Raw genomic sequence first — 21100 nt, 5'->3', positions numbered from 1 at the left:
CGTTGTTGGGATAAGGCTTGGAGCACCATCTTGACCGATTTCAAAATGGTACATGTAAAATAGGTTGGCTCGTTTATTTGGACGAGTAAACTCATAATCCGGCGAAACGATAGGTAACGCCAAATTCAAATGACCAGCCTAAATCTCGTTGTATCAACGCGCTGTCGCTGTCGTGATGAATCAAGTCTGCGCGTGCGATACCAATCCAGGTTGGCGTGAACTCATAAAGCCCGATTAACCCTGCTTGATAAACAAACGTCGACCCCGCATCAAACTGGTTTAGTCCTGAAGCTGAAGATTCGGAGTTGGAAATCCCATAAAGGTGATTGGACAGTTTCTTGTCACGATAATCGACTTCTAGGTAAGGCGTAATAGTGAATGGTTGCGTCCAGGTTTCTAATGTTCTGCCTAAGTGAAGCTGAACTTCGTAGCCGTCATGTTCTGAAGTCACATCGTGTAAGTAGGTGAGGCGTGCCCCTACCGTTCCTAAAGTTATCCCCAGTTCTCCATTACCATCTCTGTCTTGAATGCCGTTAGGTAGGTCTACAAAAGTGTCTGACACCTCTGCAAAGCGCCAGTTTCCAGATAACCCCACATAAGGTAGCAGTTGCCAATTGGCTAGGCTGCCATCGATGAAACCTTTTGGACCTGAGTAGAATAGGTTTGGTGTCGCGCCAAATTGAGGGGCACTTTTAGTGGAGAAAACACTTTCACCATAGGTGATACTGCCTCCGATGATTCCGAACTCTTGATCAGCAAAGTGTTCATCGGCAAAGTCTTCATCAGCAAAAGAAAGTGGGATGCTGCCAAAAACAATGGATAGTGAGAGGGCGATTCGACGAATCATAAGCAATACTCCGTTATTGTAATAAATATTAAGAACGGAGTATGTCGATTAAAATTTCATCTGGGCTATAGTGACTAAATGACGACTTCTAAAGTTGTCGTCATTAGAAAGGCTGTGGCTAGCGTTTAGCTAACAGGCGATCGAGGTGGTTTGCGAACTCACGACGGTCGGTTTGAGAAAGGGTGCTTGGTCCGCCAGTTTGGATGCCGCTTGAACGCATAGTATCCATAAAGTCACGAATGTTGAGACGCGCTTTAATGGTCTCTTTGGTGTAAAGCTCGCCGCGAGAGCTTAAAGCAAGCGCACCTTTGGTGATCACTTCATCAGCCAGAGGGATGTCAGAGGTAATCACGAGATCGCCGGGTTCAGTGCGTTTTACGATTTCATCATCTGCAATATCAAATCCGCTTGGAACTTGAATTGAGTGAATGTTATTACGCTTGGGAACGGGAACTAAATGGTTCGCGACAAAGGTACATTCGACCCCTGTGCGTTCAGCTGCGCGTACGATTGTTTCACGGATAACCTTTGGACAAGCGTCCGCATCAACCCATATCTTCATAGTGTTCTATTTCTCTGTTAGCTTATTTATCGGTCAACTTATTGCTCAGTTGCCTTATTGGCCAGTTAACTTATTGCTCCGTTAACTTATTACTCAGTTAATTTGGCTTCAAGCGTGGCAACGCGAGCGGTAAGTTCAAGGATTTGCTTTTCCAGTTGGCTAACACGATCAAGTGTCGGCTCTTCTTGTGTCGCTACTTCAACTTTAGGGACGCGATTGGCGCTTTTCCAGCTTTTGATAGTCATGATTAAAGCTGGCATCGGAACGGATGTGCTCATACGAGCTTTAACTAAAGCAACTGTCGGCTCTTTCCCTTGTGCTTGTAGTCCTTCAAGCACTGATTTCAACTCTTCAGACACATCTTTTGTCAGCATGTTGACCTCCATTTTTAGTCTTTGGTCATTTTACTCGCTCCAGTGAATGATAGCGAATCATAAAATCGCCCATAGCTTGTGAGAGATCTCTTACAAAGGCTGTGAGATAACACGAATACATCACTAGAGAGATTTAAGTGCATATGACTAAGGTGTTGAATTTTATTTGTTTTATATAATTAACAACTTTATTGAATTGAAAGTGTGATGCAAATCTATTGTCCAAAATCCTAAATCGCGTAAATTAAACCTTGTCGGAAGGATTCTGACACGGAACAGGAAAGCACCAAGGATTTGGTTATCTTCAGGATGAAGATTTGGTTACTTAGGATTGAGTAGTTAAGCATGGAGCGTAAGGACATTGTAGGGATACAGCCAGTTAACAGGAAGTTAGCTGCAACGGAATGACAATGGACACCTTTAGGACTTAAAGGGTTGGATTAGCATCAGGACGATGTAAAGGACACCGCTCACGGAACAAGTGATGTGCGCTAACTAGGATTGTTAGCTTTCAGGATGATTGGACACCGCTAGGACGGCGAAGTAAAGGAAAGAGCTGAAGGATTACAGCCACTATTATGGATGATGCATGGAGCATTTATTAGTAGCCGGACTGCTGCGAGTAAGACCCTAGCCCTGACACTTCGGTGTCGGGGCTTTTCTTTTCCTGAGGCTTTTCTCTATCTAGGAGGCTCTTTTTAATCGAGAGCTTTTTCATCTAAGAGCGCAACATCTGCTTTTCTGCTAATGGTCAACACAAGGAGTGTTTTATGACGATAGCAACCTCAAGAACGCTGTTGGTACCTTATACCGAACAGCTACAACACGACTTTATCAAGTTGAATTGCTGCCCCATTAATCGTGCTGAAATGAACGGACCGCATTCGATTGCCTCTGCAAAACACCTATTTCAAGAAATATTGAACGACAACGTTGGGTTTTGTCGTGCCATTATCCATAACCAAACCCGTGAATACCTTGGACATTTGTTTGTTTCGTCTGAGGAAGGGAAGCATGAACTGGGATTTATTCTAGACAAGGAGTTTTGGAATCAAGGCCTTGCTAGCGAAGTGCTAAAACCTTTCTTCAGTTTGGTGTGTTTTGAAGAGCACTTAACGAATGTGGTTGCGACCGTTAATGTCGGTCATAACCCATCGATTAAGTTACTCGAAAAGTTAGGCTTTGCATTTAAAGAGACCAAACAAGATCAGTTTGGCCCTTATCATGAATATAGTTATACCGAGTTTTGCGACGTTACATTCTATGAGGCTGTAGCTCAAACCGCATAGAGCGGAAGCCGACCATAGTCAGTTTTCCTTGGTACAGATCATCACCCAATGCTGAAAACTCAAATTGGTACACAGTGTGCCAGCGCCAAATGGTGGTTAGCTCATGGCGCATCTTAAATTTATGACCACTGAAGGCAACGCTTAGTAGCTGCAAGTCGAGCTCTTTACATTTTCTCGCAATGGCAGTTTTCGCAAGCTCTGATTGCCTGCGCTGCTGCCAAAAGAAAAAGCAAAAGAAGCACAGCATCAAAATAGCCAATAAGTTATCTATCATTTAATCCATACTTCCTTTTATCTCTCTATTCCAATCGTGTTTTGAGCATGCTCTTACGAGCTATTGGGCTTGTTTTTACGAGCTATTGAACTGGTCCGTTACTTGAGCCAGCATGTGCTTCAGTTAATCCGGTATTGATTTACCCTACTATTGAGACTTAGCCGCTTGTTGTAACTCAATCAATGCGTTGGCGAGCTCAGGTGATGGGTTCGAATTCAACAAGGGTAAAAATACCATTCTTAGTGTCGGAATCATCACTAAATCTGCAAATAACTGATTGAACAAGTTTTGATTGCCCGTTTGTGCGAGACGTAGCAAGAATTGCTCAGCTATCGCGGGGTCTTGTAGCGCTTGCCAGCTGCGACCCGCTAAACCAATCAACACTTCTTGGTGGCTCAAGCGTGGGCTAGCCAGAACTTGGTTAATGATGTTATTCGCGATCCCTTGTTCTGCACCGGAAAGGGCACGAACCAAGGCTGAAAGTAAGAACAAATCAGGCTCTTTACTAGCGATCTCATTCTCTGCAAGCTCTTGTAAGCGTTGCGCGAGTTTGTCATTGATTTGTGTATGCTCAAGCGCACCTAGCGTCGCGTATAGCGGTTCTGATGGCAGCTTATTGATGGCTTTGCGAATAGAGACACCGTTTTGTTGGCTGCCTAAACGCGCACACATATCGGTGATGCCTTGTAGTCCAACCGTTTTCCAGTTATCCCAGCCTAGCTCGCCAGTGAAGTAATGCTGAGCGTGCTCGTAATATTGGCTCGTGGCAAGGTCTAAACCTGCTCTTACTTGGCTATGGAATACGGCCATTTTGTCTTCAGAAGGTTTGAAGGTATAAGGGTTGTTTGACAGCTTTTGTTGTTGCTCTTCGCTGATATCACCGTTCAAACGCGTGCCCATTGCTTCGATAACAAACTTAAGAAAATTACCTACATCGCCTTGATGCAGTAGGCCTCTTTCGTCTAGCTTGAATTTTAGAAACCAAATCCATGGCTGTTTGTGCTCGTTCCAGTAGCTAATGGCTAAGTGAGCTTGTTTCTGAAGTGGAAACGGGTATGGCTGTTTCCCCTGCTCAACATCAGAGAATAGGGTGTTGTCGATCTTCTGGATACGACGACCTAGGTCGTATATGTCGTATTGGCAACCGCTATTCTTTAGCAACTGAGTGAGCGTGTGAATGGTTTCCATAGTAATAAAGCTCCTAACTTTCTTTCCTAAATAGATGGTACTCTATGCCCCAATTTCAAGGTCACTAGATAAATAACTTGGTGAAAAATGACAACAGCCACAAAGTTACCTCTTTTACTTCAACAATTAGAACAACAAATGCGCCAATGTTCCCTATGGAGCGATGTTTCACCTTCGGATGAAGCTCTGGCGAGCGTTGAGCCTTTTGCGATTGACTCGCTACAGCCAGAAGAGTGGTTGCAGTGGATCTTTATCGTAAAGATCAACGCAATGATGGATGCACAAATGAGCCTACCGAGAGGCTTTGCGATTCATCCTTATTTTGGTGAAGTATGGAAAAATGAGGCAGAAAAAGCTGAACTGCTAGTGACGATTCAGAGTATTGATGAGGTATGTGCGTAATGTTAGAGATCATTTATCATGATGAGTACTTTGTCGCGGTGAATAAGCCAGCCGGCATGCTAGTACACCGCTCATGGCTCGATAAACACGAGACTCAATTTGTTATGCAGACACTGCGAGATCAAATTGGTCAGCATGTATTTCCATTGCATCGCTTAGACAGACCGACATCTGGTGTGTTGGTGTTTGCGTTGTCAAGCGAGGTTGCTTCACAGGTGATGCCGATGTTCGCTAACCATGAGATGCAAAAAACCTATCATGCGATTGTTCGTGGTTGGATAGAAGAAGGTGATACGCTCGACTACGCACTCAAGGTCGAATTGGATAAGATCGCAGACAAGTTTGCAAAAGAAGATAAAGAACCACAAGAAGCTGTCACCGTTTACGAGCCGTTAGCGAAAGTCGAAGTGCCGTATTCAACAGGCCGTTTTCCTACCAGTCGTTATTGCTTAGTTGAGATGATGCCTAAGACAGGACGTAAACATCAGCTGCGTCGTCACATGGCTCATCTAAGACATCCAATCGTTGGTGATACTTCACATGGTGATGGTAAGCACAACCGACTGTTCCGCGATGATTTAGATTCGCACCGTTTGTTGTTGCACGCTTCTGAGTTGCGTTTCATTCATCCTTTTACAAAGAAAGAATTAGTAATGAAGGCCAGCCTAGATGAAACGTGGTTAAGGTTGTTTGAAACCTTTGAGTGGGATACCAGCTTGGTGAATGCTGAAGCACGGTCGTCTAAGTAAAGATCAGGCGTCTAGTAAACATAGAAAATAGAATAAAAATAAAGGGCTGATAGTGATATCAGCCCTTTTTAATGTCTGTGTAACTTGAACGGGTAACTAATATTTAGTTGTTAGCCGGTCATAGATCGTCGTTTATCGCGAGATCATTTTAGCTTTTCTAGATCCGCTTCGATCTCAGCGATCTTACTTGATACAACCTTCTCTAAGTGGCGTAAGTCGGTAAGGATCTTCTGCTTCACATCGACCTCAGCGGTTGGCGTCGGTTTGGTGATCTTGTTGAGTTCATCAATCACAAGAGTGAGGTTGCGGTTAATCTCTGTCACTTCTTTGTATTGATTATTGCCGCCGCTAACAAGCACACTTTTTACTTGTCGTGGGTACTTAAACTTAACGCTTTTCGCGAACAGTTCACCTTTCTGCTTACGAAAGTAAATCTTCAGGATATCTTTATGAGCTTCTTGGCGAAGGGAGTAACGTTCAATCTGTTTAGGTTCGTGGATACCTAAGCCAGTGAGGTTTGGATACATAAGCGACCTCTAGGTTATGAATGTAATACTTTTATGTAATTGACTTGATCAATGTAGCAGCCTAACGACGAGCTAGATAGTTGATATCTGTGAATTGATTGTAAGTTGTGGGCAAGATCGCTCTCTATCTTTGCCCACACTTATTTGGCTATTAAAGCTGTTCTTAGAGCTAAACTTGTTTCCTTGTTATAACTGACTTCTAGCACTAAATTAGTTTTCTAAGGTGCGAGTTCTGAAACATGCTCAGTTAACCTTTCTCTTAGCGCTTGCTCCTGTTCTTCAGACAGTCTTCCTCCCGCGTCACTGGTCAGAATAAACAAATCTTCAGCTCGCTCACCTATGGTGGTGATTTTCGCACCGTGCAAATTGATGTCTAACTCTGCAAAGGTTGCACCGACTTGAGCCAATAATCCTGGGGTGTCCAGTGCTCTTAGTTCCATCAAGGTGCGTTTCTTGCTTTTGGTTGGTAGGAACTCAACCAAGGTTTTTACCTTGAAATGCTGCAAGTTACGTGGCGTACGACGAGTCTTAATCTTAGTCGGGCGGCCATCAGCCAGAACATGAGTCAGATGCTTAGCGACGGCTTTGTGTCTTGCCTCATCAATCGCTTCGCCGTGCTGATCCAGTACGATAAAGGTATCCAATACGTGGCCATCTTTACTGACCATGACTTGTGCGTCGTGAACGTTAAAGTTGCGTCTGTCGAGCTCGGCAACCACGGTTGCAAAAAGTGCCGCTTGGTCTTTACAGTAAACGAATACCTCTGTGCCGCCACGTGTCGCTTTTTGGCTGATAAGCACTAAAGGTTGACTCGGGTCTTCTAAGCGAAGTAAGTGTTCACAATGCCATGCGATTTGAGTGTGTGTATGACGCAAGAAATAGTCAGCTTTGAAGCGCTGCCACAACACCTCAATCTCACGAGCCGTGAAGCCTTCTTTACGCAGCAGTGCAGATGCCATTTGTTGGTTATGACGGATACGGTCTCTGACATCGACAGGGTTTTCTAAGCCGCGGCGCAGTGCACGCTGCGTAGAATGGAACAGCTCTGCGAGTAGGGTGCGTTTCCAGCTGTTCCATAGTTCGGGGTTGGTTGCACATATATCCGCGACCGTTAGGCACACCAGCAGTTCTAATGACTCTTCATCGCGAACTTTCTTAGCGAACTCGGTGATCACATCAGGGTCGTAGATGTCACGACGTTGAGCCGTTACTGACATTAATAGGTGATTTTGCACCAACCACGCGACTTGTTTGGCTTCGGGTTTAGACAAGCCGTGTTCAATACAGAAAGAGTAAGCTTCAACAGCGCCAATTTCTGAGTGGTCTCCGCCGCGGCCTTTACCGATGTCGTGGAAGATTGCCGCCAGAATCAACAGCTCTTTCTTTTGAACTCGTGGATACACTTCACAACAGATAGGGTGCTTATCGTGGTTCTCGATTTGGCCAAAACGGTTGATGTGTTTGAGTAGGCGAATACTGTGTTCATCCACGGTGTATACGTGAAACAGATCAAACTGCATTTGGCCGACAATTTGGCTCCATTGTGGCAAATAGGCCGAAAGTACGCCCAATTTGTGCATCAAGCTAAAGGCTTTGTGCAGTGCATTTGGGTGGCGAACCAAATCCATGAACTTGTCACGCGCTTCAGGAATGGTGTGCAAGAAGCGGTTCAATCGGCGACGTGCGGTACGTAACTGTCTCAAGGTTGGTGGGCTGACCCCTTCGATGGAAGAGTCATTCGCGATATGGATAAACATATCGAGAATCGTTTCCGGACGAGCTTGGAATAGGGCAGGCTTACGGGCTTCGATCAGTGAGCCTCGACGTTGGAAGTCGTTGTCGAGAATTTCCGCTTCTTGCGTTTGACCACCGTTGATGATCGCTTGGTCAAACAGTTTAAGGAGCATTTTGTTGAGCTCTGCTACACGACGAAGTGTTCGATAGAACTCTTTCATCATCATCTCGACGCCACGGTTACCTTCTCCACTGTAACCCAGGTGTTCCGCTACTTGAGCTTGATGGGCAAACGTGAGGCGGTTGTCGTACCGGCGCAGTTCGATATGTAATGCAAAGCGAACGCGCCATAAGAAATCTTGGCATTCGACTAGTTCGCGATATTCAGCATCGGTTAGGAATCCGTATTTGCTCATCTCAAGTAGAGATGTGGCACCAAAATGGCGACGTGCTACCCAACTCAGGGTGTGGATGTCTCTTAATCCACCGGGTGTTGATTTGATGTCCGGTTCTAGATTGTAGGTGGTGTCGTGGTAGCGAGCATGACGCTCTCTCTGTTCTTGAATCTTAGCTTTGTAAAACGTCTCACTTGGCCAAAATGAATCGGAATGAATCTTTAGCTTCAGCTCTTGGAAGGTGTCTTCACTGCCACACAGTAAGCGCGATTCTTGCAGGTTAGTGGCAACGGTTAAATCATCGGTGCCGATCTCAAGACACTCTGCAATGGTACGCACCGCGTGGCCGACTTCGAGTTTCAAGTCCCAGAGTAGGGTAATGAATTGACTGACTTTTTCACCCAGTGCGGGTGGCAGTGTTTTTTGCGAGACAATGAGGATATCAATATCGGACAAAGGGTGTAGTTCACCACGGCCATAGCCTCCCACCGCAACAAGTGAAATATGAGGCAGTTTGTTGAATCCAAAGTGCTCCCATAAACGATTGAGAAGCAAATCCATGTATTCGGAACGAAGCAGCACCAAATCGGTGACTGGATGATGGTTCAGAAATTCATTTTTTTGATACTGCGTGAAGATTTCGAGCTGATTTTTTATTTCGCAGATTTCAATTTGTTCTTCATTGAACGTAAGGGGACATTGATAAGGCATAGTCTGCTATCCGTGCAAGCAAATGAGAATAGTAAACAATTTAACAGAAGCTGATGGAAAATCGAAATTGAGCGGATAAAAAAATATCCTCGACATGCGAGGATATTTTTAAAAGTCTGAGGTATTCAGCTTGTTGAACTAAGCGTTCTTCATGATACGTGGGATCGTATCGTCGCTGCGTAGTGTTAGTACCTCACAACCAGTATCCGTTACAACCAGAGTGTGTTCCCACTGAGCAGAGTTCTTGCTGTCGGCTGTGTACACTGTCCAGCTATCTTCGTCATCTAGACGACAGCCAAACTTACCCGCATTGATCATTGGCTCGATTGTGAAACACATGCCTGCTTTCAGTACGGTACGGTCACTGTTTTTGTAGTGAACGACTTGTGGATCTTCGTGGAACTCAGAACCAATACCGTGGCCACAGTAATCTTTTACAATAGAGAATTTAGCGCGTGGGTTGTTCTTGTTGTTTGTTTTGATGTACTTCTCAATAGCAGTACCGATTTGGCCAAGTTGAACACCTGGTTTAACCTGACGCATGCCTTCGTAAAGTGCTTCTTGAGCAACCATACACAGACGTTTGTTTGCTGGAGAAACTTCACCCACAAGGAACATCTTAGATGTGTCACCGTGGTAGCCTTGTGGACGAACACTTAGATCAGCATTTTCGTCATCAGGAACAATCACAGTGATATCAACGTTTAGAATGTCGCCATCTTTTAGTACTGCAGGTTTGAATTGACCTGTGCTACCCGTCTCATCTTGTGATGCTGGAATACCGTGACACACGATGTGGTTGATAGACGTACAGATTGACTTAGGGAAACCGTGGTAATCAAGTGGTGCTGAGTATGCGCCTCTTTCTAGAGCGTACTCATGACAGATTTGGTTAAGCTCTTCTGTCGTTGTACCCACTTGGATGTGAGGTTCAATCATCTCTAGAATTTCTGAAGCCAGCTTGCCGGCAACGCGCATTTTTTCAATTTCTTCAGCAGTTTTAATTTTTACAGCCATTGCATATCTCTTAAATTTGGTAGCACCTAAGTGTGCATATTGGGGCTATTCTAGCAGTGCAGTATTTTAGCGCAACATTCTGATACCCATATAATGCTGGTGGACATTACTAAGCATGATTGAATAGTGTTCAAATTTAGACGGTTTGTCTCTTGTGTTATTGATACTCTTTATAAGAGAAATACAGTGTCAAAGATCAGTATAGCAGTCGCCATTTTTAGATTTTTTTCTAGCCATAGATAGACAAAATATGGTATAAAGCGCGCCGGACATCAGGACTGTTTTCTCCATTTGGCGAAACAAGCTTTGTGTCCATTAACTTATTTCTTTAAATCACACACATTCCGACACATGTTCCGGGGTGCCTCAACAACACAGATAACGGCTGAAAAGTGGTTAGTTGTTAGGGGTCGGATTCATGGGGAGTGTGGAGGCCTAACCCCATAGAGGATTTTAAAATGGCAACTGTATCAATGCGCGATATGCTTAAAGCTGGTGTTCACTTCGGTCACCAAACTCGTTACTGGAACCCAAAAATGAAGCCATTCATTTTTGGTGCTCGTAGCAAAGTTCATATCATCAACTTAGAAAAAACTGTACCAATGTTCAACGAAGCTCTAGCTGAAATTGCTAAAGTTGGCGAGAAGAAAGGTAAAGTTCTTTTTGTTGGTACTAAGCGTGCTGCATCTGAAGCTGTTAAAGAAGCTGCTATCAACAGCAACCAGTTCTACGTTAACAACCGCTGGTTAGGCGGTATGCTAACGAACTACAAAACTGTTCGTCAGTCTATCAAGCGTCTGAAAGAACTTGAAGCGCAAGCTCAAGACGGTACTTTCGACAAGCTTACTAAGAAAGAAGCTCTAATGCGTACTCGCGAAATGGAGAAGCTAGAGAAATCTCTTGGTGGTATCAAGAACATGGGCGGCCTACCTGACGCTCTATTCGTAATCGATGCTGATCACGAACACATCGCAGTTAAAGAAGCTAACAACCTAGGTATCCCAGTTTACGCTGTAGTTGATACTAACTCTAACCCAGACGGCATTGACTTCATCATTCCTGGTAATGACGATGCAATCCGTGCAGTACAGCTTTACCTTAACGCTGCTGCTGACGCGGTTAAAGAAGGCCGTAACAAAGACGTTGTTATCGCTGCTGCTGCTGAAAAAGACGGTTTCGTAGAAGCTGAATAATAGCGGCTCTGAGCCATATTTAGTTCATATTCAGGTGTCATATTGATATTTGAAGCAAGCTAAATACAGTCAATATCAGGGGCCATTTAATGAGGCCCCTGTTTTTTATCTTTTTTAGAATTTACTGAGGAATAGAGAATGGCAACTGTAACTGCAGCTCTAGTTAAAGAACTTCGTGAACGCACAGCTGCGGGCATGATGGAATGTAAAAAAGCGCTTGTTGCTGCTGAAGGCGACATCGAGCTAGCAATTGAAAATATGCGTAAATCTGGCGCAGCGAAAGCAGCTAAAAAAGCTGGTAACGTTGCTGCAGAAGGCACAATCGTTATTAAAGAAGACGCTGGCGTTGCTGCTCTTCTTGAAGTTAACTGCCAAACTGATTTCGTAGCTAAAGATGCAGGTTTCCTTGCATTCGCTAACGAAGTTGCTGAAGCTGCTCTAGCAGAGCGTTTAGATATCGTTGCACTTCAAGCTAAGTTTGAAGACGCACGTATTGCGCTAGTAACTAAAATCGGTGAAAACATCAGCATCCGTCGCGTTGAGCTAATCGAAGGTGTTGCACTTGCTTCTTACCGTCACGGCGAGAAAATCGGTGTTGTTGTTGCTGGTGAAGGCGAAGCTGAAACGCTTAAGCACATCGCTATGCACGTTGCTGCTTCTAAGCCTGAGTACGTTAACCCATCTGACGTACCTGCTGACGTAGTAGAAAAAGAAAAAGCTGTTCAAGTTGAAATCGCTATGAACGAAGGCAAACCACAAGAGATCGCTGAGAAAATGGTTATCGGCCGTATGAAGAAATTCACGGGCGAAGTATCTCTTACTGGTCAAGCTTTCATCATGGAACCTAAGAAAACTGTTGCTGACATTCTTAAAGAGAAAGGCGCATCAGTTACTACCTTCGTTCGTTTAGAAGTTGGTGAAGGTATCGAGAAAGCGGCTGAAATGAGCTTCGCAGACGAAGTTGCAGCGGTACAACAAGGTTAATCCTTAGTGTATTGATTGAAAAAGACCGTGGCAAATGCTGCGGTCTTTTTATGAATAGTGAATTATTTTTCGGCTGTTAGCTGTTATGAATGCAAACTGAGCTCTTCAGTTTTTATCCATGACTGTTAATCATCAACTCTTTGGAAGGTAAACTCCATGACTACGAACCCTAAACCGGCGTATCAACGTATTCTGTTAAAACTTAGCGGCGAAGCACTACAAGGCGAAGAAGGTTTTGGTATTGACGCGACGGTCCTTGATCGTATGGCTCAAGAAGTAAAAGAATTGGTTGAACTAGGTGTTCAAGTAGGCGTTGTTATCGGTGGCGGTAACCTTTTCCGTGGTGCAGGCCTTGCTGAAGCAGGTATGAACCGCGTTGTTGGTGACCACATGGGTATGCTAGCAACGGTAATGAACGGCCTTGCAATGCGTGACGCCCTGCATCGTGCTTACGTAAATGCACGTGTAATGTCAGCTATTCCTCTTAAAGGTGTATGTGACGACTACAACTGGGCAGATGCAATCAGCCAACTACGTCAAGGTCGTGTTGTGATCTTCTCTGCTGGTACTGGTAACCCATTCTTCACTACAGATTCTGCTGCGTGTCTACGTGGTATCGAAATTGAAGCTGACGTAGTTCTAAAAGCGACAAAGGTAGATGGCGTATTTACTGCTGACCCAGTAGCAAACCCAGACGCAGAGCTGTATGATACGTTGTCTTACAACACTATTCTTGAAAAAGAACTTAAAGTGATGGATTTGGCTGCATTTACGCTAGCACGTGATCATAAAATGCCAATCCGTGTATTTAACATGAATAAACCAGGCGCATTACGTCGCGTGGTTATGGGTGAAACTGAAGGTACATTAATCAGCGACGCTGACTAATTTTTCGGGCTTACTGAGGTGTTATGCTTTGGTAAGCTTATCCTTATCACTCCAAATAAAAAGCTTTCTTGAAGAAAGAACATAATCAAGGTGAAATTGTGATTAACGAAATCAAAAAAGACGCTCAAGAGCGTATGGATAAAAGTGTAGATGCACTTAAAAATAGCCTGCAAAAGATTCGTACAGGCCGTGCTCACCCAAGCCTACTGTCTGGTCTTACTGTAGAGTACTACGGTGCACCAACGCCTTTGGCTCAAGTTGCTAACGTTATTGCAGAAGATGCACGTACACTAGCAATTACAGTGTTTGATAAAACACTGACTCCTTTAGTTGAAAAAGCAATCCTGACATCGGACCTAGGCCTAAACCCTATGTCTGCTGGCACGGTTATTCGTGTACCACTTCCAGCGTTAACGGAAGAGCGTCGTAAAGACCTTGTTAAAATCGTTCGTGGTGAAGCTGAAGGTGGCCGTGTTGCTATCCGTAACATCCGTCGTGACGCGAATGGCGATCTAAAAGCACTTCTGAAAGACAGAGAAATCTCTGAAGATGAAGATCGTAGAGCACAAGACGAAATTCAAAAGCTAACTGACATTGCGGTTAAGAACGTAGATGAAGTTCTAGCAACTAAAGAAAAAGAGTTGATGGAAGTTTAATTTTCCATATTCTTTTCTTTCAGGAAAAACGCTGTACTCACGGTTCAGCGTTTTTTTATGCTACTCTGTTCGACTATTAGAATTTGATTCACTCTTTTATGCATAATTCTCAAGCGTTCACAGACTCTCTTCCTAAACACATTGCTATCATTATGGATGGTAATGGCCGCTGGGCAAAAGCTCAGGGCAAGCCTCGCGTCTTTGGTCATAAAAACGGTGTTCAAGCCGTTCGTAAAACCATCTCTTCATCTGCCAGACTTGGCATTAAGGCCGTTACACTTTTTGCGTTTAGTAGCGAGAACTGGCGTCGTCCTGAAGAAGAAGTCGGTATCTTGATGGAACTGTTTATTTCAGTGCTGTCGAGTGAAGTGAAAAAACTTCATAAAAATAATCTACAATTGCGTGTTATTGGTGATAAAAGTCGTTTCAATGATCGACTACAAAAGAAGATAGAAGAAGCAGAAGCTTTGACTAGCACCAATACGGGTATGGTTATTAATATTGCTGCTAACTATGGCGGCAAGTGGGATATCCAGCAGGCAATGACCTCTATTGCTCAACAGGTAAAGTCTGGCGATATTAATGTAGATGACATTGATGAAGCTATGATTACACAGCACCTGACTATGGCAGATATTCCTGAAGTTGACCTACTTATCCGCACCAGTGGCGAGTGCCGCATTAGTAACTTTATGCTTTGGCAATTGGCTTACGCCGAAATGTATTTCACTGAACAATTCTGGCCAGACTTTAATGAAGACAGCTTAGTAGAAGCTGTGACTTGGTTTGTAAACCGTGAGCGTCGTTTTGGATGCACGGGTGAGCAGATTAAAGCTCTGATGGACAGTTAATAAGGATTTTTTGGTTTGAAACAACGAATTATTACGGCGTTGATTTTAGCTCCCCTAGTTATTCTAGGTATTTTCGAGTTATCACTTCCCACGTTTATTCTTTCACTAGCAGTAATCTCGCTATTGGGCTTTTGGGAGTGGACTCAGTTTGTTGAAAGCAAATCGCGTTATTTAGCGCTGATTCCAACAGTTGTAGTCAGTGCTGCAAGTTTTGCTTTTATCCCTTTTGATGCATTTAGCCTTAATCATTTATCTAGCGCTCACTATACCATTCTAACGATTGGCTCTATTTGGTGGTTAATAGCGAGTGGTATGGCAGTGACTTATCCTAAGTCTATGCCCGCATGGAAAGATTCTTCTCTCCTTCGTCACGCATTTGGCGTGCTGACTCTGCTGCCATTTTTCTGGAGTGTGGTGATTCTGCGCGCTAACGGTATCGATGCGGATCCTTACCATGGTGCAAAGCTAGTGATGTTTGTTTGCTTGCTCGTGTGGGCTGCAGATAGCGGCGCATACTTCTCTGGTAAGAGTTTTGGTAAACGTAAGATGGCGCCAGCGGTAAGCCCTAATAAGACGATTGAAGGTCTTATTGGTGGCGTTATTACAGCGGTGATCATAGCTTGGATTTTTGCTGACTTGTTTGATATCCAATTCACAAGCCCTCTTCACATGATTGTAATTACCCTTGTGACTGTCGTTATCTCTGTTCTTGGTGACCTTGTTGAAAGCATGTTTAAGCGTGTTTCAGGGGTGAAAGACAGCAGTAATCTGATTCCTGGTCATGGTGGTATACTTGATAGAATAGATAGCTTAACGGCTGCATTCCCTGTCTTTGCTCTGCTTTATTTAGCATTCTAATAATAAAGGGCAGTGATTCTGCCCTTTATTTCATTTCTACGGTCATATGTGATGCGAAATCTAACTATCCTTGGCGCTACCGGCTCAATTGGTGCAAGTACACTAAAAGTCGTTGAACAAAACCCAGATCTCTATTCGGTCGTGGCACTGGCTGCCGGGTCGAATGTCGAAAAGATGTTGGCGTTAGTTGAAAAGTGGCAACCAAGCTATATTGCTATGGCTTGCCCTGATGCAGCATCTCAGCTGACTGAAATACTGTCCGCTAATTACCCTAACGTTACAGTACTTTCAGGCCCAGAAGGCATGTGTCAGGTTGCTTCTCTAGAGGAAGTGGACACGGTAATGGCTGCGATTGTGGGAGCAGCAGGCTTGCTTCCTACGATGGCTGCGGTTAAGGCTGGTAAGCGTATTTTGCTTGCTAATAAAGAAGCCTTGGTGATGTCTGGACAGTTGTTTATAGACGCCGTGGAAAAGTACGGTGCTGAACTACTTCCTGTAGACAGTGAGCATAATGCTATCTTCCAATGCCTACCGCAAAATGTACAAACCCATCTAGGTCGTTGTAATCTGGAAGAGAACGGTATCAACCATATTCTCTTGACAGGTTCTGGCGGCCCTTTCCGCTATACGGATGTTGCTGAGTTAGGTTCGGTAACACCGGCTCGCGCTATTGCACACCCTAACTGGTCTATGGGCCCTAAGATCTCTGTTGACTCTGCGACCATGATGAATAAAGGTCTAGAGTATATTGAAGCTAAGTGGCTATTTAATGCTTCTCAAGAACAGTTAAAAGTCATTATTCATCCTCAGTCTGTGATTCATTCTATGGTCCAGTACAAGGATGGCTCGGTGCTTGCTCAAATGGGCGAACCCGATATGGCGACGCCAATCGCTTTGACGATGTCTTATCCTGAGCGTACAGAAGCTGGTGTTAAGCCTCTGGATTTCACCAAAGTGGGCGAGCTTACTTTTCTAGAACCCGATTTTAGCCGTTACCCATGTTTAAGATTAGCAATTGAAGCGTGCTACCTAGGGCAGCATGCAACAACAGCAATTAATGCTGCCAATGAAATTGCAGTCGATGCCTTTTTGAACAATCGGGTTAAGTTTACCGATATTGCTGTCATTAACGAGTATGTTATGAGCAAAGTATGTGAACAATATAGCTCTGAGGGCTTAGATAGCTTGGAAAGCCTTCTTGAGCTAGATAATATGTCTCGTCAAATAGCCATTCAATTTATTAAAGAGCAGCTAACATGAGTGGAATTCTGTGGAACTTCGCATCTTTTATTGTAGCGCTTGGTATTCTGGTTGCTGTTCATGAGTTTGGACACTTCTGGGTTGCTCGTCGTTGTGGTGTGAAAGTAGAAAAATTCTCGATTGGTTTTGGTAAATCAATCTGGAGCAAGATCGGCCGTGATGGTACTGAATACAGCTTGTCAGTGATTCCGCTGGGCGGCTACGTTAAGATGCTCGATGGGCGTGTTGACGACCTTTCTGAAGAAGAGCAGCAATACGCTTTTGACAAGAAGCCATTGTGGAAGCGCACGGCGATAGTCGGTGCAGGCCCAGCATTTAACTTTATCTTTGCGGTGTTTGCGTATTGGCTGGTATTTTTGATTGGCGTGCCTGCGGTTAAACCGGTGATCGGTGAGGTCACCCCGCAATCTATTGTTGCACAAGCCGGAATTGAAACTGGAATGGAACTTAAATCTATTTCAGGAATCAAAACCGCAGATTGGGAATCAGTCAATATGGGTTTGATATCACATATTGGTGACCAATCCATGACAGTAACGGTTTCTTCTCAAGACGATATTGGCTTTGAGCAACAGATGACATTGGATATTTCAGACTGGTCGTTCAACCCAGAAACTGAGTCTGCAATGACAACGCTTGGTTTTAGACCGTACTCTCCAGAGATATCAACAGTGCTTGCTCAAGTTATTGATGATGGCGCTGCATACTCTGCGGGGCTAGAAGCTGGTGACAAAATTGTTGAAATTAATGGGCAGCCAATTGAACAGTGGCAGTCGGTTGTTGAGTTGATTCGCTCGAACCCGATGAAATCCATGAACCTTATTGTACTGCGTAATGGTTTTGAACAGTCGTTGTCTATGACGCCAAAAAGTCGAGAGCTTTCTGATGGTTCAATAATCGGCTATGCGGGTATTGCTCCAGAAGTCGCAGAATGGCCAGAAGATTATCGCTTTGAGTTACAATTTGGTGTAATTGAGTCTGTAGGAAAAGCATTTGATAAAACAGGTCAAATCATTAGTTTGACGCTGACAATGCTCAAGAAGCTCATCGTTGGCGATGTCGGCTTAAACAACTTGAGTGGCCCGATTTCAATTGCTAAAGGCGCAGGTACAACCGCCGATTACGGTTTGGTTTACTTCTTAGGATTTTTGGCTCTGATTAGTGTCAATTTGGGTATTATTAATTTGGTTCCGCTGCCTATGCTTGATGGCGGACATTTGCTCTTTTTCGCTATTGAGGCCATTACTCGTAAACCTGTCCCTGAAAAAATTCAGGAAATGGGATACAGAGTGGGAGGTGCAATCCTCTTCTCTTTGATGGCTCTGGCAATATTTAATGATTTTACTCGTCTGTGAATGGTTTCTCACAGGCATTGGTAGTAGCAAGGAATAATTAGAATAAGTATGGCGATTAAGCAAATTCTGTTCGCAAGTCTATTGGCCACTAGTGTGGCTGCGAACGGAGCACAAAACTTTGTAGTTCAAGATATCAAGATCGAAGGTTTACAGCGTGTTGCACTTGGTGCAGCTCTACTGAAAATGCCAGTGCGTATTGGCGATGAAGTGGATGAAGGCGATGTATCTGAGATCATTCGTGCACTGTATGCTTCAGGTAACTTTGAGGATGTTAAGGTCCTTCGCGATGAAGGTGTTTTAGTTGTTCAAGTAAAAGAACGACCGACCATCGCAAGCATTTCATTTTCAGGGAACAAAGCGATCAAAGAAGAGCAACTTCAGCAGAACCTAGATGCATCTGGTGTTCGTGAAGGTGAAGCCCTTGACCGCACAACGCTGAGTAACATCGAGAAAGGCCTTGAAGATTTTTACTACAGTGTTGGTAAGTACAACGCGACAGTAAAAGCGGTTGTGACACCTTTGCCACGTAACCGTTCTGACCTTAAGTTTGTATTTACTGAAGGCGTATCCGCTAAGATTCAGCAAATCAACTTTATTGGTAATGAAGTCTTCTCTGATGCTGAGCTACTGAGCCGTTTCAACCTGAATGTTGATGTTGCATGGTGGAATTTCCTTGCGGATGAAAAATACCAGAAGCAAGTATTAGCGGGTGATATCGAAGCGTTGAAATCGTACTACCTTGACCGTGGTTACCTTAAATTTAAGGTGGATTCTACACAAGTAGCGATCTCTCCAGATAAGAAAGGCGTTTACATCACGCTTGGTATTGATGAAGGCGAAGCCTACACCGTTAAAGATGTCGCGTTTCGCGGTGAGCTGATTGGCCGTGAGGCTGATTTTGAAGCATTAGTTCCATTTGAAGACGGCGATACGTACAACGGCTCTTCTGTTACATCACTAGAAGAGGGCGTAAAGCGTATTCTTGGTGAGTCTGGTTATGCGTACCCACAAGTACGTACTATTCCTGAATTTGACGATGAGACCAAAGAAGTATCATTGGTGATTAATGTAGAAGCAGGCAGCCGTATCTACGTTCGTGATATTCGATTTACGGGTAATAACTCGACCAAAGATGAAGTACTACGTCGTGAAATGCGTCAAATGGAAGGCAGCTGGCTTAACTCTAAGTCAATTGACACCGGTAAGAGCCGCCTTAACCGTTTAGGTTTCTTTGAAACGGTTGATGTACAAACAGTGCGTGTTCCTGGCAGTGAAGACCAAGTTGACTTGGTTTACAACGTTAAGGAAGCGAACTCAGGCAGTATCAACTTTGGTGTTGGTTACGGTACCGAATCAGGTGTCAGCTTCCAAGTTGGTTTGCAACAAGATAACTTTGCGGGTTCAGGTAACCGTGTTGGCGTAAGTGCCATGATGAACGATTACCAAAAGAACGTGAGCTTAGACTACCGTGATCCATACTGGAACCTTGATGGTGTGAGCTTAGGCGGTAAGATCTTCTACAACGAATTCGAAGCCTCTGAAGCGGGTATTGTCGATTATACCAACCAAAGTTATGGTACCAGCCTGACATGGGGCTTCCCTATGGATGAGCTGAACCGTATCGAATTTGGTGTTGGCTATACGCATAACAAGATCGGTAACGTTCCGACTTATATCCAAGTGGAACAGTTCGCGAGAAGTATTAACCAATATGGTGACGAAAACATCTTAACCGATGACTTCGATATCAATATCTCTTGGACTCGTAACAACCTTAACCGTGGTTTCTTCCCAACCGAGGGTAACCACCAACGTGCTTTCGCTAAAATGACTGTACCAGGCTCTGACGCTAAGTACTTCAAAGCTCAGTACGATGTAAAACATTACATCCCGCTGACCAAAAAGCATGAGTTCACACTTTTGATGCGTGGCCGATTAGGCTATGGTAATGGTTACGGTCAAACGGATGGTAATGATAACTTGTTCCCATTCTACGAGAACTACTACGCGGGTGGCTTTACAACGTTGCGTGGCTTTGGCTCTAACTCAGCGGGTCCAAAAGCCGTTTACGGGAGCAGTACGGGTAACAACCCAACGTACAGCTCAGCAACCGATGATTCGGTTGGCGGTAATGCGGTTGCCTTGGCAAGTTTAGAGTTAATTGTACCTACGCCGTTTGCTTCTGATGAAGCACGTAGCCAGATTCGAACCAGTGTCTTCTTTGACATGGCAAGTGTATGGGATACCGAGTTCGTAGACCGTGGTGCACCTAACAGTGGCAGCCAGTATTACTACGATTACTCTGATCCAACAAATTACCGTTCATCTTATGGTGCAGCCCTTCAATGGATGTCGCCGATGGGCCCATTGGTTTTCTCTCTAGCGAAACCCGTTAAAATTTACGAAGGTGATGATGAGGAATTCTTCACATTTACCATTGGTAGAACTTTCTAATATTTAAAGGACAATATTTTGAAAAATATGATTAAAGCAGCAGGTTTAGGCCTTGTAGTTCTTAGCTCTTCTTTCTTTGCAACAGCTGCTGAAGCTGCGCAAAAAGTGGGTTATGTAAACACTGCACAAGTATTCCAGGCTCTACCTCAGCGCGAAGTTGTTCTTCAAAAAATGCAGGAAGAGTTCAAAGATAAAGCTGCTGAGCTGCAGAGCATTCAAGCAGAAGCAAAAACTAAGATTGAAAAGCTTAAGCGTGATGGTGAACTACTAGGTCCTGACGAAGTTGAGAAGCTTCGTATCGAAGTCGGTCAACTAGACAGTAAGTACAAAATCAAAGCTCAAGCACTAGAAAAAGCAAGCCAACGTCGTGAAGCACAAGAGAAGCAGAAGCTATTCAAAGTGATTCAAGATGCTGTAACTAAAGTTGCAGAGAAAGAAGGCTACGACATGATTGTTGATATTCAAGCTCTGCAGTACGGCAAGCCGGAATACAACATCTCCGAGCAAGTAATTAAATCACTGAAATAAGTTT

Annotated in this window: 21 protein-coding genes; 13 read left to right on the top strand and 8 right to left on the bottom strand. The window is 44.2% G+C overall.

Annotation, left to right across the window (positions count from 1 at the left end):
* Positions 1 to 91: 91 nt before the first annotated feature.
* The 3 genes from M4S28_RS13660 to M4S28_RS13650 all read right to left on the bottom strand — a co-directional run bounded on the left by M4S28_RS13660 (position 92) and on the right by M4S28_RS13650 (position 1783).
* Positions 92 to 847: a MipA/OmpV family protein gene (locus M4S28_RS13660; RefSeq protein ID WP_249631961.1), complete on the bottom strand. Its 756-nt coding sequence runs from the start codon at positions 845 to 847 to the stop codon at positions 92 to 94.
* A gap of 118 nt (positions 848 to 965) precedes the next feature.
* On the bottom strand, positions 966 to 1409 hold the full coding sequence (locus M4S28_RS13655; RefSeq protein ID WP_004734361.1) for a YaiI/YqxD family protein: 444 nt from the start codon (positions 1407 to 1409) through the stop codon (positions 966 to 968).
* Positions 1410 to 1498: 89 nt separating this feature from the next.
* On the bottom strand, positions 1499 to 1783 hold the full coding sequence (locus M4S28_RS13650) for a hypothetical protein (protein WP_016800689.1): 285 nt from the start codon (positions 1781 to 1783) through the stop codon (positions 1499 to 1501).
* Between the two features lie 770 nt (positions 1784 to 2553).
* Here M4S28_RS13650 and M4S28_RS13645 point away from each other — a divergent pair.
* Positions 2554 to 3072 (top strand): GNAT family N-acetyltransferase, encoded by a 519-nt coding sequence (locus tag M4S28_RS13645; protein WP_102573235.1) that lies wholly within the window; start codon positions 2554 to 2556, stop codon positions 3070 to 3072.
* On the opposite strand, the gene M4S28_RS13640 is transcribed toward M4S28_RS13645, so the two are convergent.
* Positions 3038 to 3346, bottom strand: coding sequence for a DUF3301 domain-containing protein (locus M4S28_RS13640; protein ID WP_004734358.1), 309 nt, complete (start codon positions 3344 to 3346; stop codon positions 3038 to 3040). The genes M4S28_RS13645 and M4S28_RS13640 overlap by 35 nt on opposite strands.
* A gap of 147 nt (positions 3347 to 3493) precedes the next feature.
* Positions 3494 to 4534, bottom strand: a complete 1041-nt coding sequence (locus M4S28_RS13635; RefSeq protein ID WP_249631960.1) for a DUF3549 family protein — start codon at positions 4532 to 4534, stop codon at positions 3494 to 3496.
* An 87-nt stretch (positions 4535 to 4621) separates the two neighbouring features.
* On the opposite strand from M4S28_RS13635, the gene M4S28_RS13630 reads away from it, so the two are divergent.
* Together M4S28_RS13630 and truC are read left to right on the top strand one after the other, a co-directional pair.
* A complete protein-coding gene (locus M4S28_RS13630) occupies positions 4622 to 4936 on the top strand; it encodes a YqcC family protein (protein ID WP_065605779.1) in 315 nt (104 codons plus the stop codon).
* Positions 4936 to 5685 (top strand): tRNA pseudouridine(65) synthase TruC, encoded by a 750-nt coding sequence (truC, locus tag M4S28_RS13625; protein ID WP_065605781.1) that lies wholly within the window; start codon positions 4936 to 4938, stop codon positions 5683 to 5685. The genes M4S28_RS13630 and truC overlap by 1 nt, the downstream gene beginning before the upstream one ends.
* Before the next feature lie 143 nt (positions 5686 to 5828).
* On the opposite strand, the gene M4S28_RS13620 is transcribed toward truC, so the two are convergent.
* The 3 genes from M4S28_RS13620 to map form a co-directional block, all read right to left on the bottom strand.
* Positions 5829 to 6212, bottom strand: a complete 384-nt coding sequence (locus tag M4S28_RS13620) for a DUF3461 family protein (protein WP_004734354.1) — start codon at positions 6210 to 6212, stop codon at positions 5829 to 5831.
* Between the two features lie 218 nt (positions 6213 to 6430).
* Complete coding sequence (gene glnD, locus M4S28_RS13615; RefSeq protein WP_004734353.1) at positions 6431 to 9052, bottom strand: bifunctional uridylyltransferase/uridylyl-removing protein GlnD; 2622 nt, start codon at positions 9050 to 9052, stop codon at positions 6431 to 6433.
* 138 nt (positions 9053 to 9190) lie between these two features.
* Positions 9191 to 10069 (bottom strand): type I methionyl aminopeptidase, encoded by an 879-nt coding sequence (gene map / locus M4S28_RS13610; protein ID WP_004734352.1) that lies wholly within the window; start codon positions 10067 to 10069, stop codon positions 9191 to 9193.
* 458 nt (positions 10070 to 10527) lie between these two features.
* On the opposite strand from map, the gene rpsB reads away from it, so the two are divergent.
* The 10 genes from rpsB (at position 10528) to M4S28_RS13560 (ending at position 21096) form a co-directional block, all read left to right on the top strand.
* The gene (gene rpsB / locus M4S28_RS13605) at positions 10528 to 11262 is read left to right on the top strand and encodes a 30S ribosomal protein S2 (protein WP_004734351.1); all 735 of its coding nucleotides are present in this window, start codon (positions 10528 to 10530) and stop codon (positions 11260 to 11262) included.
* A 138-nt stretch (positions 11263 to 11400) separates the two neighbouring features.
* Positions 11401 to 12246, top strand: a complete 846-nt coding sequence (tsf, locus tag M4S28_RS13600; RefSeq protein ID WP_017072670.1) for a translation elongation factor Ts — start codon at positions 11401 to 11403, stop codon at positions 12244 to 12246.
* A gap of 156 nt (positions 12247 to 12402) precedes the next feature.
* Entirely contained in the window at positions 12403 to 13134 is a 732-nt protein-coding gene (gene pyrH / locus M4S28_RS13595; RefSeq protein WP_017072669.1) for a UMP kinase, read from the top strand.
* Between the two features lie 98 nt (positions 13135 to 13232).
* Complete coding sequence (gene frr / locus M4S28_RS13590; RefSeq protein WP_249631959.1) at positions 13233 to 13790, top strand: ribosome recycling factor; 558 nt, start codon at positions 13233 to 13235, stop codon at positions 13788 to 13790.
* A gap of 98 nt (positions 13791 to 13888) precedes the next feature.
* On the top strand, positions 13889 to 14641 hold the full coding sequence (gene uppS, locus M4S28_RS13585; protein ID WP_029222668.1) for an undecaprenyl pyrophosphate synthase: 753 nt from the start codon (positions 13889 to 13891) through the stop codon (positions 14639 to 14641).
* Positions 14642 to 14656: 15 nt separating this feature from the next.
* Entirely contained in the window at positions 14657 to 15499 is an 843-nt protein-coding gene (locus tag M4S28_RS13580) for a phosphatidate cytidylyltransferase (protein ID WP_249631958.1), read from the top strand.
* Between the two features lie 51 nt (positions 15500 to 15550).
* Complete coding sequence (ispC, locus tag M4S28_RS13575) at positions 15551 to 16759, top strand: 1-deoxy-D-xylulose-5-phosphate reductoisomerase (protein ID WP_102455826.1); 1209 nt, start codon at positions 15551 to 15553, stop codon at positions 16757 to 16759.
* Positions 16756 to 18114 carry a sigma E protease regulator RseP gene (rseP, locus tag M4S28_RS13570; protein WP_017079406.1) on the top strand — a complete coding sequence of 453 codons (1359 nt, stop codon included), beginning with the start codon at positions 16756 to 16758 and terminating at the stop codon, positions 18112 to 18114. The genes ispC and rseP overlap by 4 nt, the downstream gene beginning before the upstream one ends.
* A gap of 48 nt (positions 18115 to 18162) precedes the next feature.
* Entirely contained in the window at positions 18163 to 20568 is a 2406-nt protein-coding gene (gene bamA, locus M4S28_RS13565) for an outer membrane protein assembly factor BamA (RefSeq protein ID WP_017084150.1), read from the top strand.
* Between the two features lie 27 nt (positions 20569 to 20595).
* Positions 20596 to 21096 carry an OmpH family outer membrane protein gene (locus tag M4S28_RS13560; protein ID WP_004734343.1) on the top strand — a complete coding sequence of 167 codons (501 nt, stop codon included), beginning with the start codon at positions 20596 to 20598 and terminating at the stop codon, positions 21094 to 21096.
* Positions 21097 to 21100: the final 4 nt, after the last annotated feature.

This window comes from Vibrio sp. J383 (genome assembly GCF_023503985.1).
GTDB lineage: Bacteria > Pseudomonadota > Gammaproteobacteria > Enterobacterales > Vibrionaceae > Vibrio > Vibrio splendidus.
This window is presented reverse-complemented; position numbering and strand designations above follow the sequence as displayed.

What these genes read in the sequence shown, in the direction of transcription:
- M4S28_RS13660 (WP_249631961.1), bottom strand. Translation starts at nt 847, where the DNA reads ATGATTCGTCGAATCGCCCTCTCACTATCCATTGTTTTTGGCAGCATC.
- M4S28_RS13655 (WP_004734361.1), bottom strand. Translation starts at nt 1,409, where the DNA reads ATGAAGATATGGGTTGATGCGGACGCTTGTCCAAAGGTTATCCGTGAA.
- M4S28_RS13650 (WP_016800689.1), bottom strand. Translation starts at nt 1,783, where the DNA reads ATGCTGACAAAAGATGTGTCTGAAGAGTTGAAATCAGTGCTTGAAGGA.
- M4S28_RS13645 (WP_102573235.1), top strand. Translation starts at nt 2,554, where the DNA reads ATGACGATAGCAACCTCAAGAACGCTGTTGGTACCTTATACCGAACAG.
- M4S28_RS13640 (WP_004734358.1), bottom strand. Translation starts at nt 3,346, where the DNA reads ATGATAGATAACTTATTGGCTATTTTGATGCTGTGCTTCTTTTGCTTT.
- M4S28_RS13635 (WP_249631960.1), bottom strand. Translation starts at nt 4,534, where the DNA reads ATGGAAACCATTCACACGCTCACTCAGTTGCTAAAGAATAGCGGTTGC.
- M4S28_RS13630 (WP_065605779.1), top strand. Translation starts at nt 4,622, where the DNA reads ATGACAACAGCCACAAAGTTACCTCTTTTACTTCAACAATTAGAACAA.
- truC (WP_065605781.1), top strand. Translation starts at nt 4,936, where the DNA reads ATGTTAGAGATCATTTATCATGATGAGTACTTTGTCGCGGTGAATAAG.
- M4S28_RS13620 (WP_004734354.1), bottom strand. Translation starts at nt 6,212, where the DNA reads ATGTATCCAAACCTCACTGGCTTAGGTATCCACGAACCTAAACAGATT.
- glnD (WP_004734353.1), bottom strand. Translation starts at nt 9,052, where the DNA reads ATGCCTTATCAATGTCCCCTTACGTTCAATGAAGAACAAATTGAAATC.
- map (WP_004734352.1), bottom strand. Translation starts at nt 10,069, where the DNA reads ATGGCTGTAAAAATTAAAACTGCTGAAGAAATTGAAAAAATGCGCGTT.
- rpsB (WP_004734351.1), top strand. Translation starts at nt 10,528, where the DNA reads ATGGCAACTGTATCAATGCGCGATATGCTTAAAGCTGGTGTTCACTTC.
- tsf (WP_017072670.1), top strand. Translation starts at nt 11,401, where the DNA reads ATGGCAACTGTAACTGCAGCTCTAGTTAAAGAACTTCGTGAACGCACA.
- pyrH (WP_017072669.1), top strand. Translation starts at nt 12,403, where the DNA reads ATGACTACGAACCCTAAACCGGCGTATCAACGTATTCTGTTAAAACTT.
- uppS (WP_029222668.1), top strand. Translation starts at nt 13,889, where the DNA reads ATGCATAATTCTCAAGCGTTCACAGACTCTCTTCCTAAACACATTGCT.
- ispC (WP_102455826.1), top strand. Translation starts at nt 15,551, where the DNA reads ATGCGAAATCTAACTATCCTTGGCGCTACCGGCTCAATTGGTGCAAGT.
- rseP (WP_017079406.1), top strand. Translation starts at nt 16,756, where the DNA reads ATGAGTGGAATTCTGTGGAACTTCGCATCTTTTATTGTAGCGCTTGGT.
- bamA (WP_017084150.1), top strand. Translation starts at nt 18,163, where the DNA reads ATGGCGATTAAGCAAATTCTGTTCGCAAGTCTATTGGCCACTAGTGTG.
- M4S28_RS13560 (WP_004734343.1), top strand. Translation starts at nt 20,596, where the DNA reads ATGATTAAAGCAGCAGGTTTAGGCCTTGTAGTTCTTAGCTCTTCTTTC.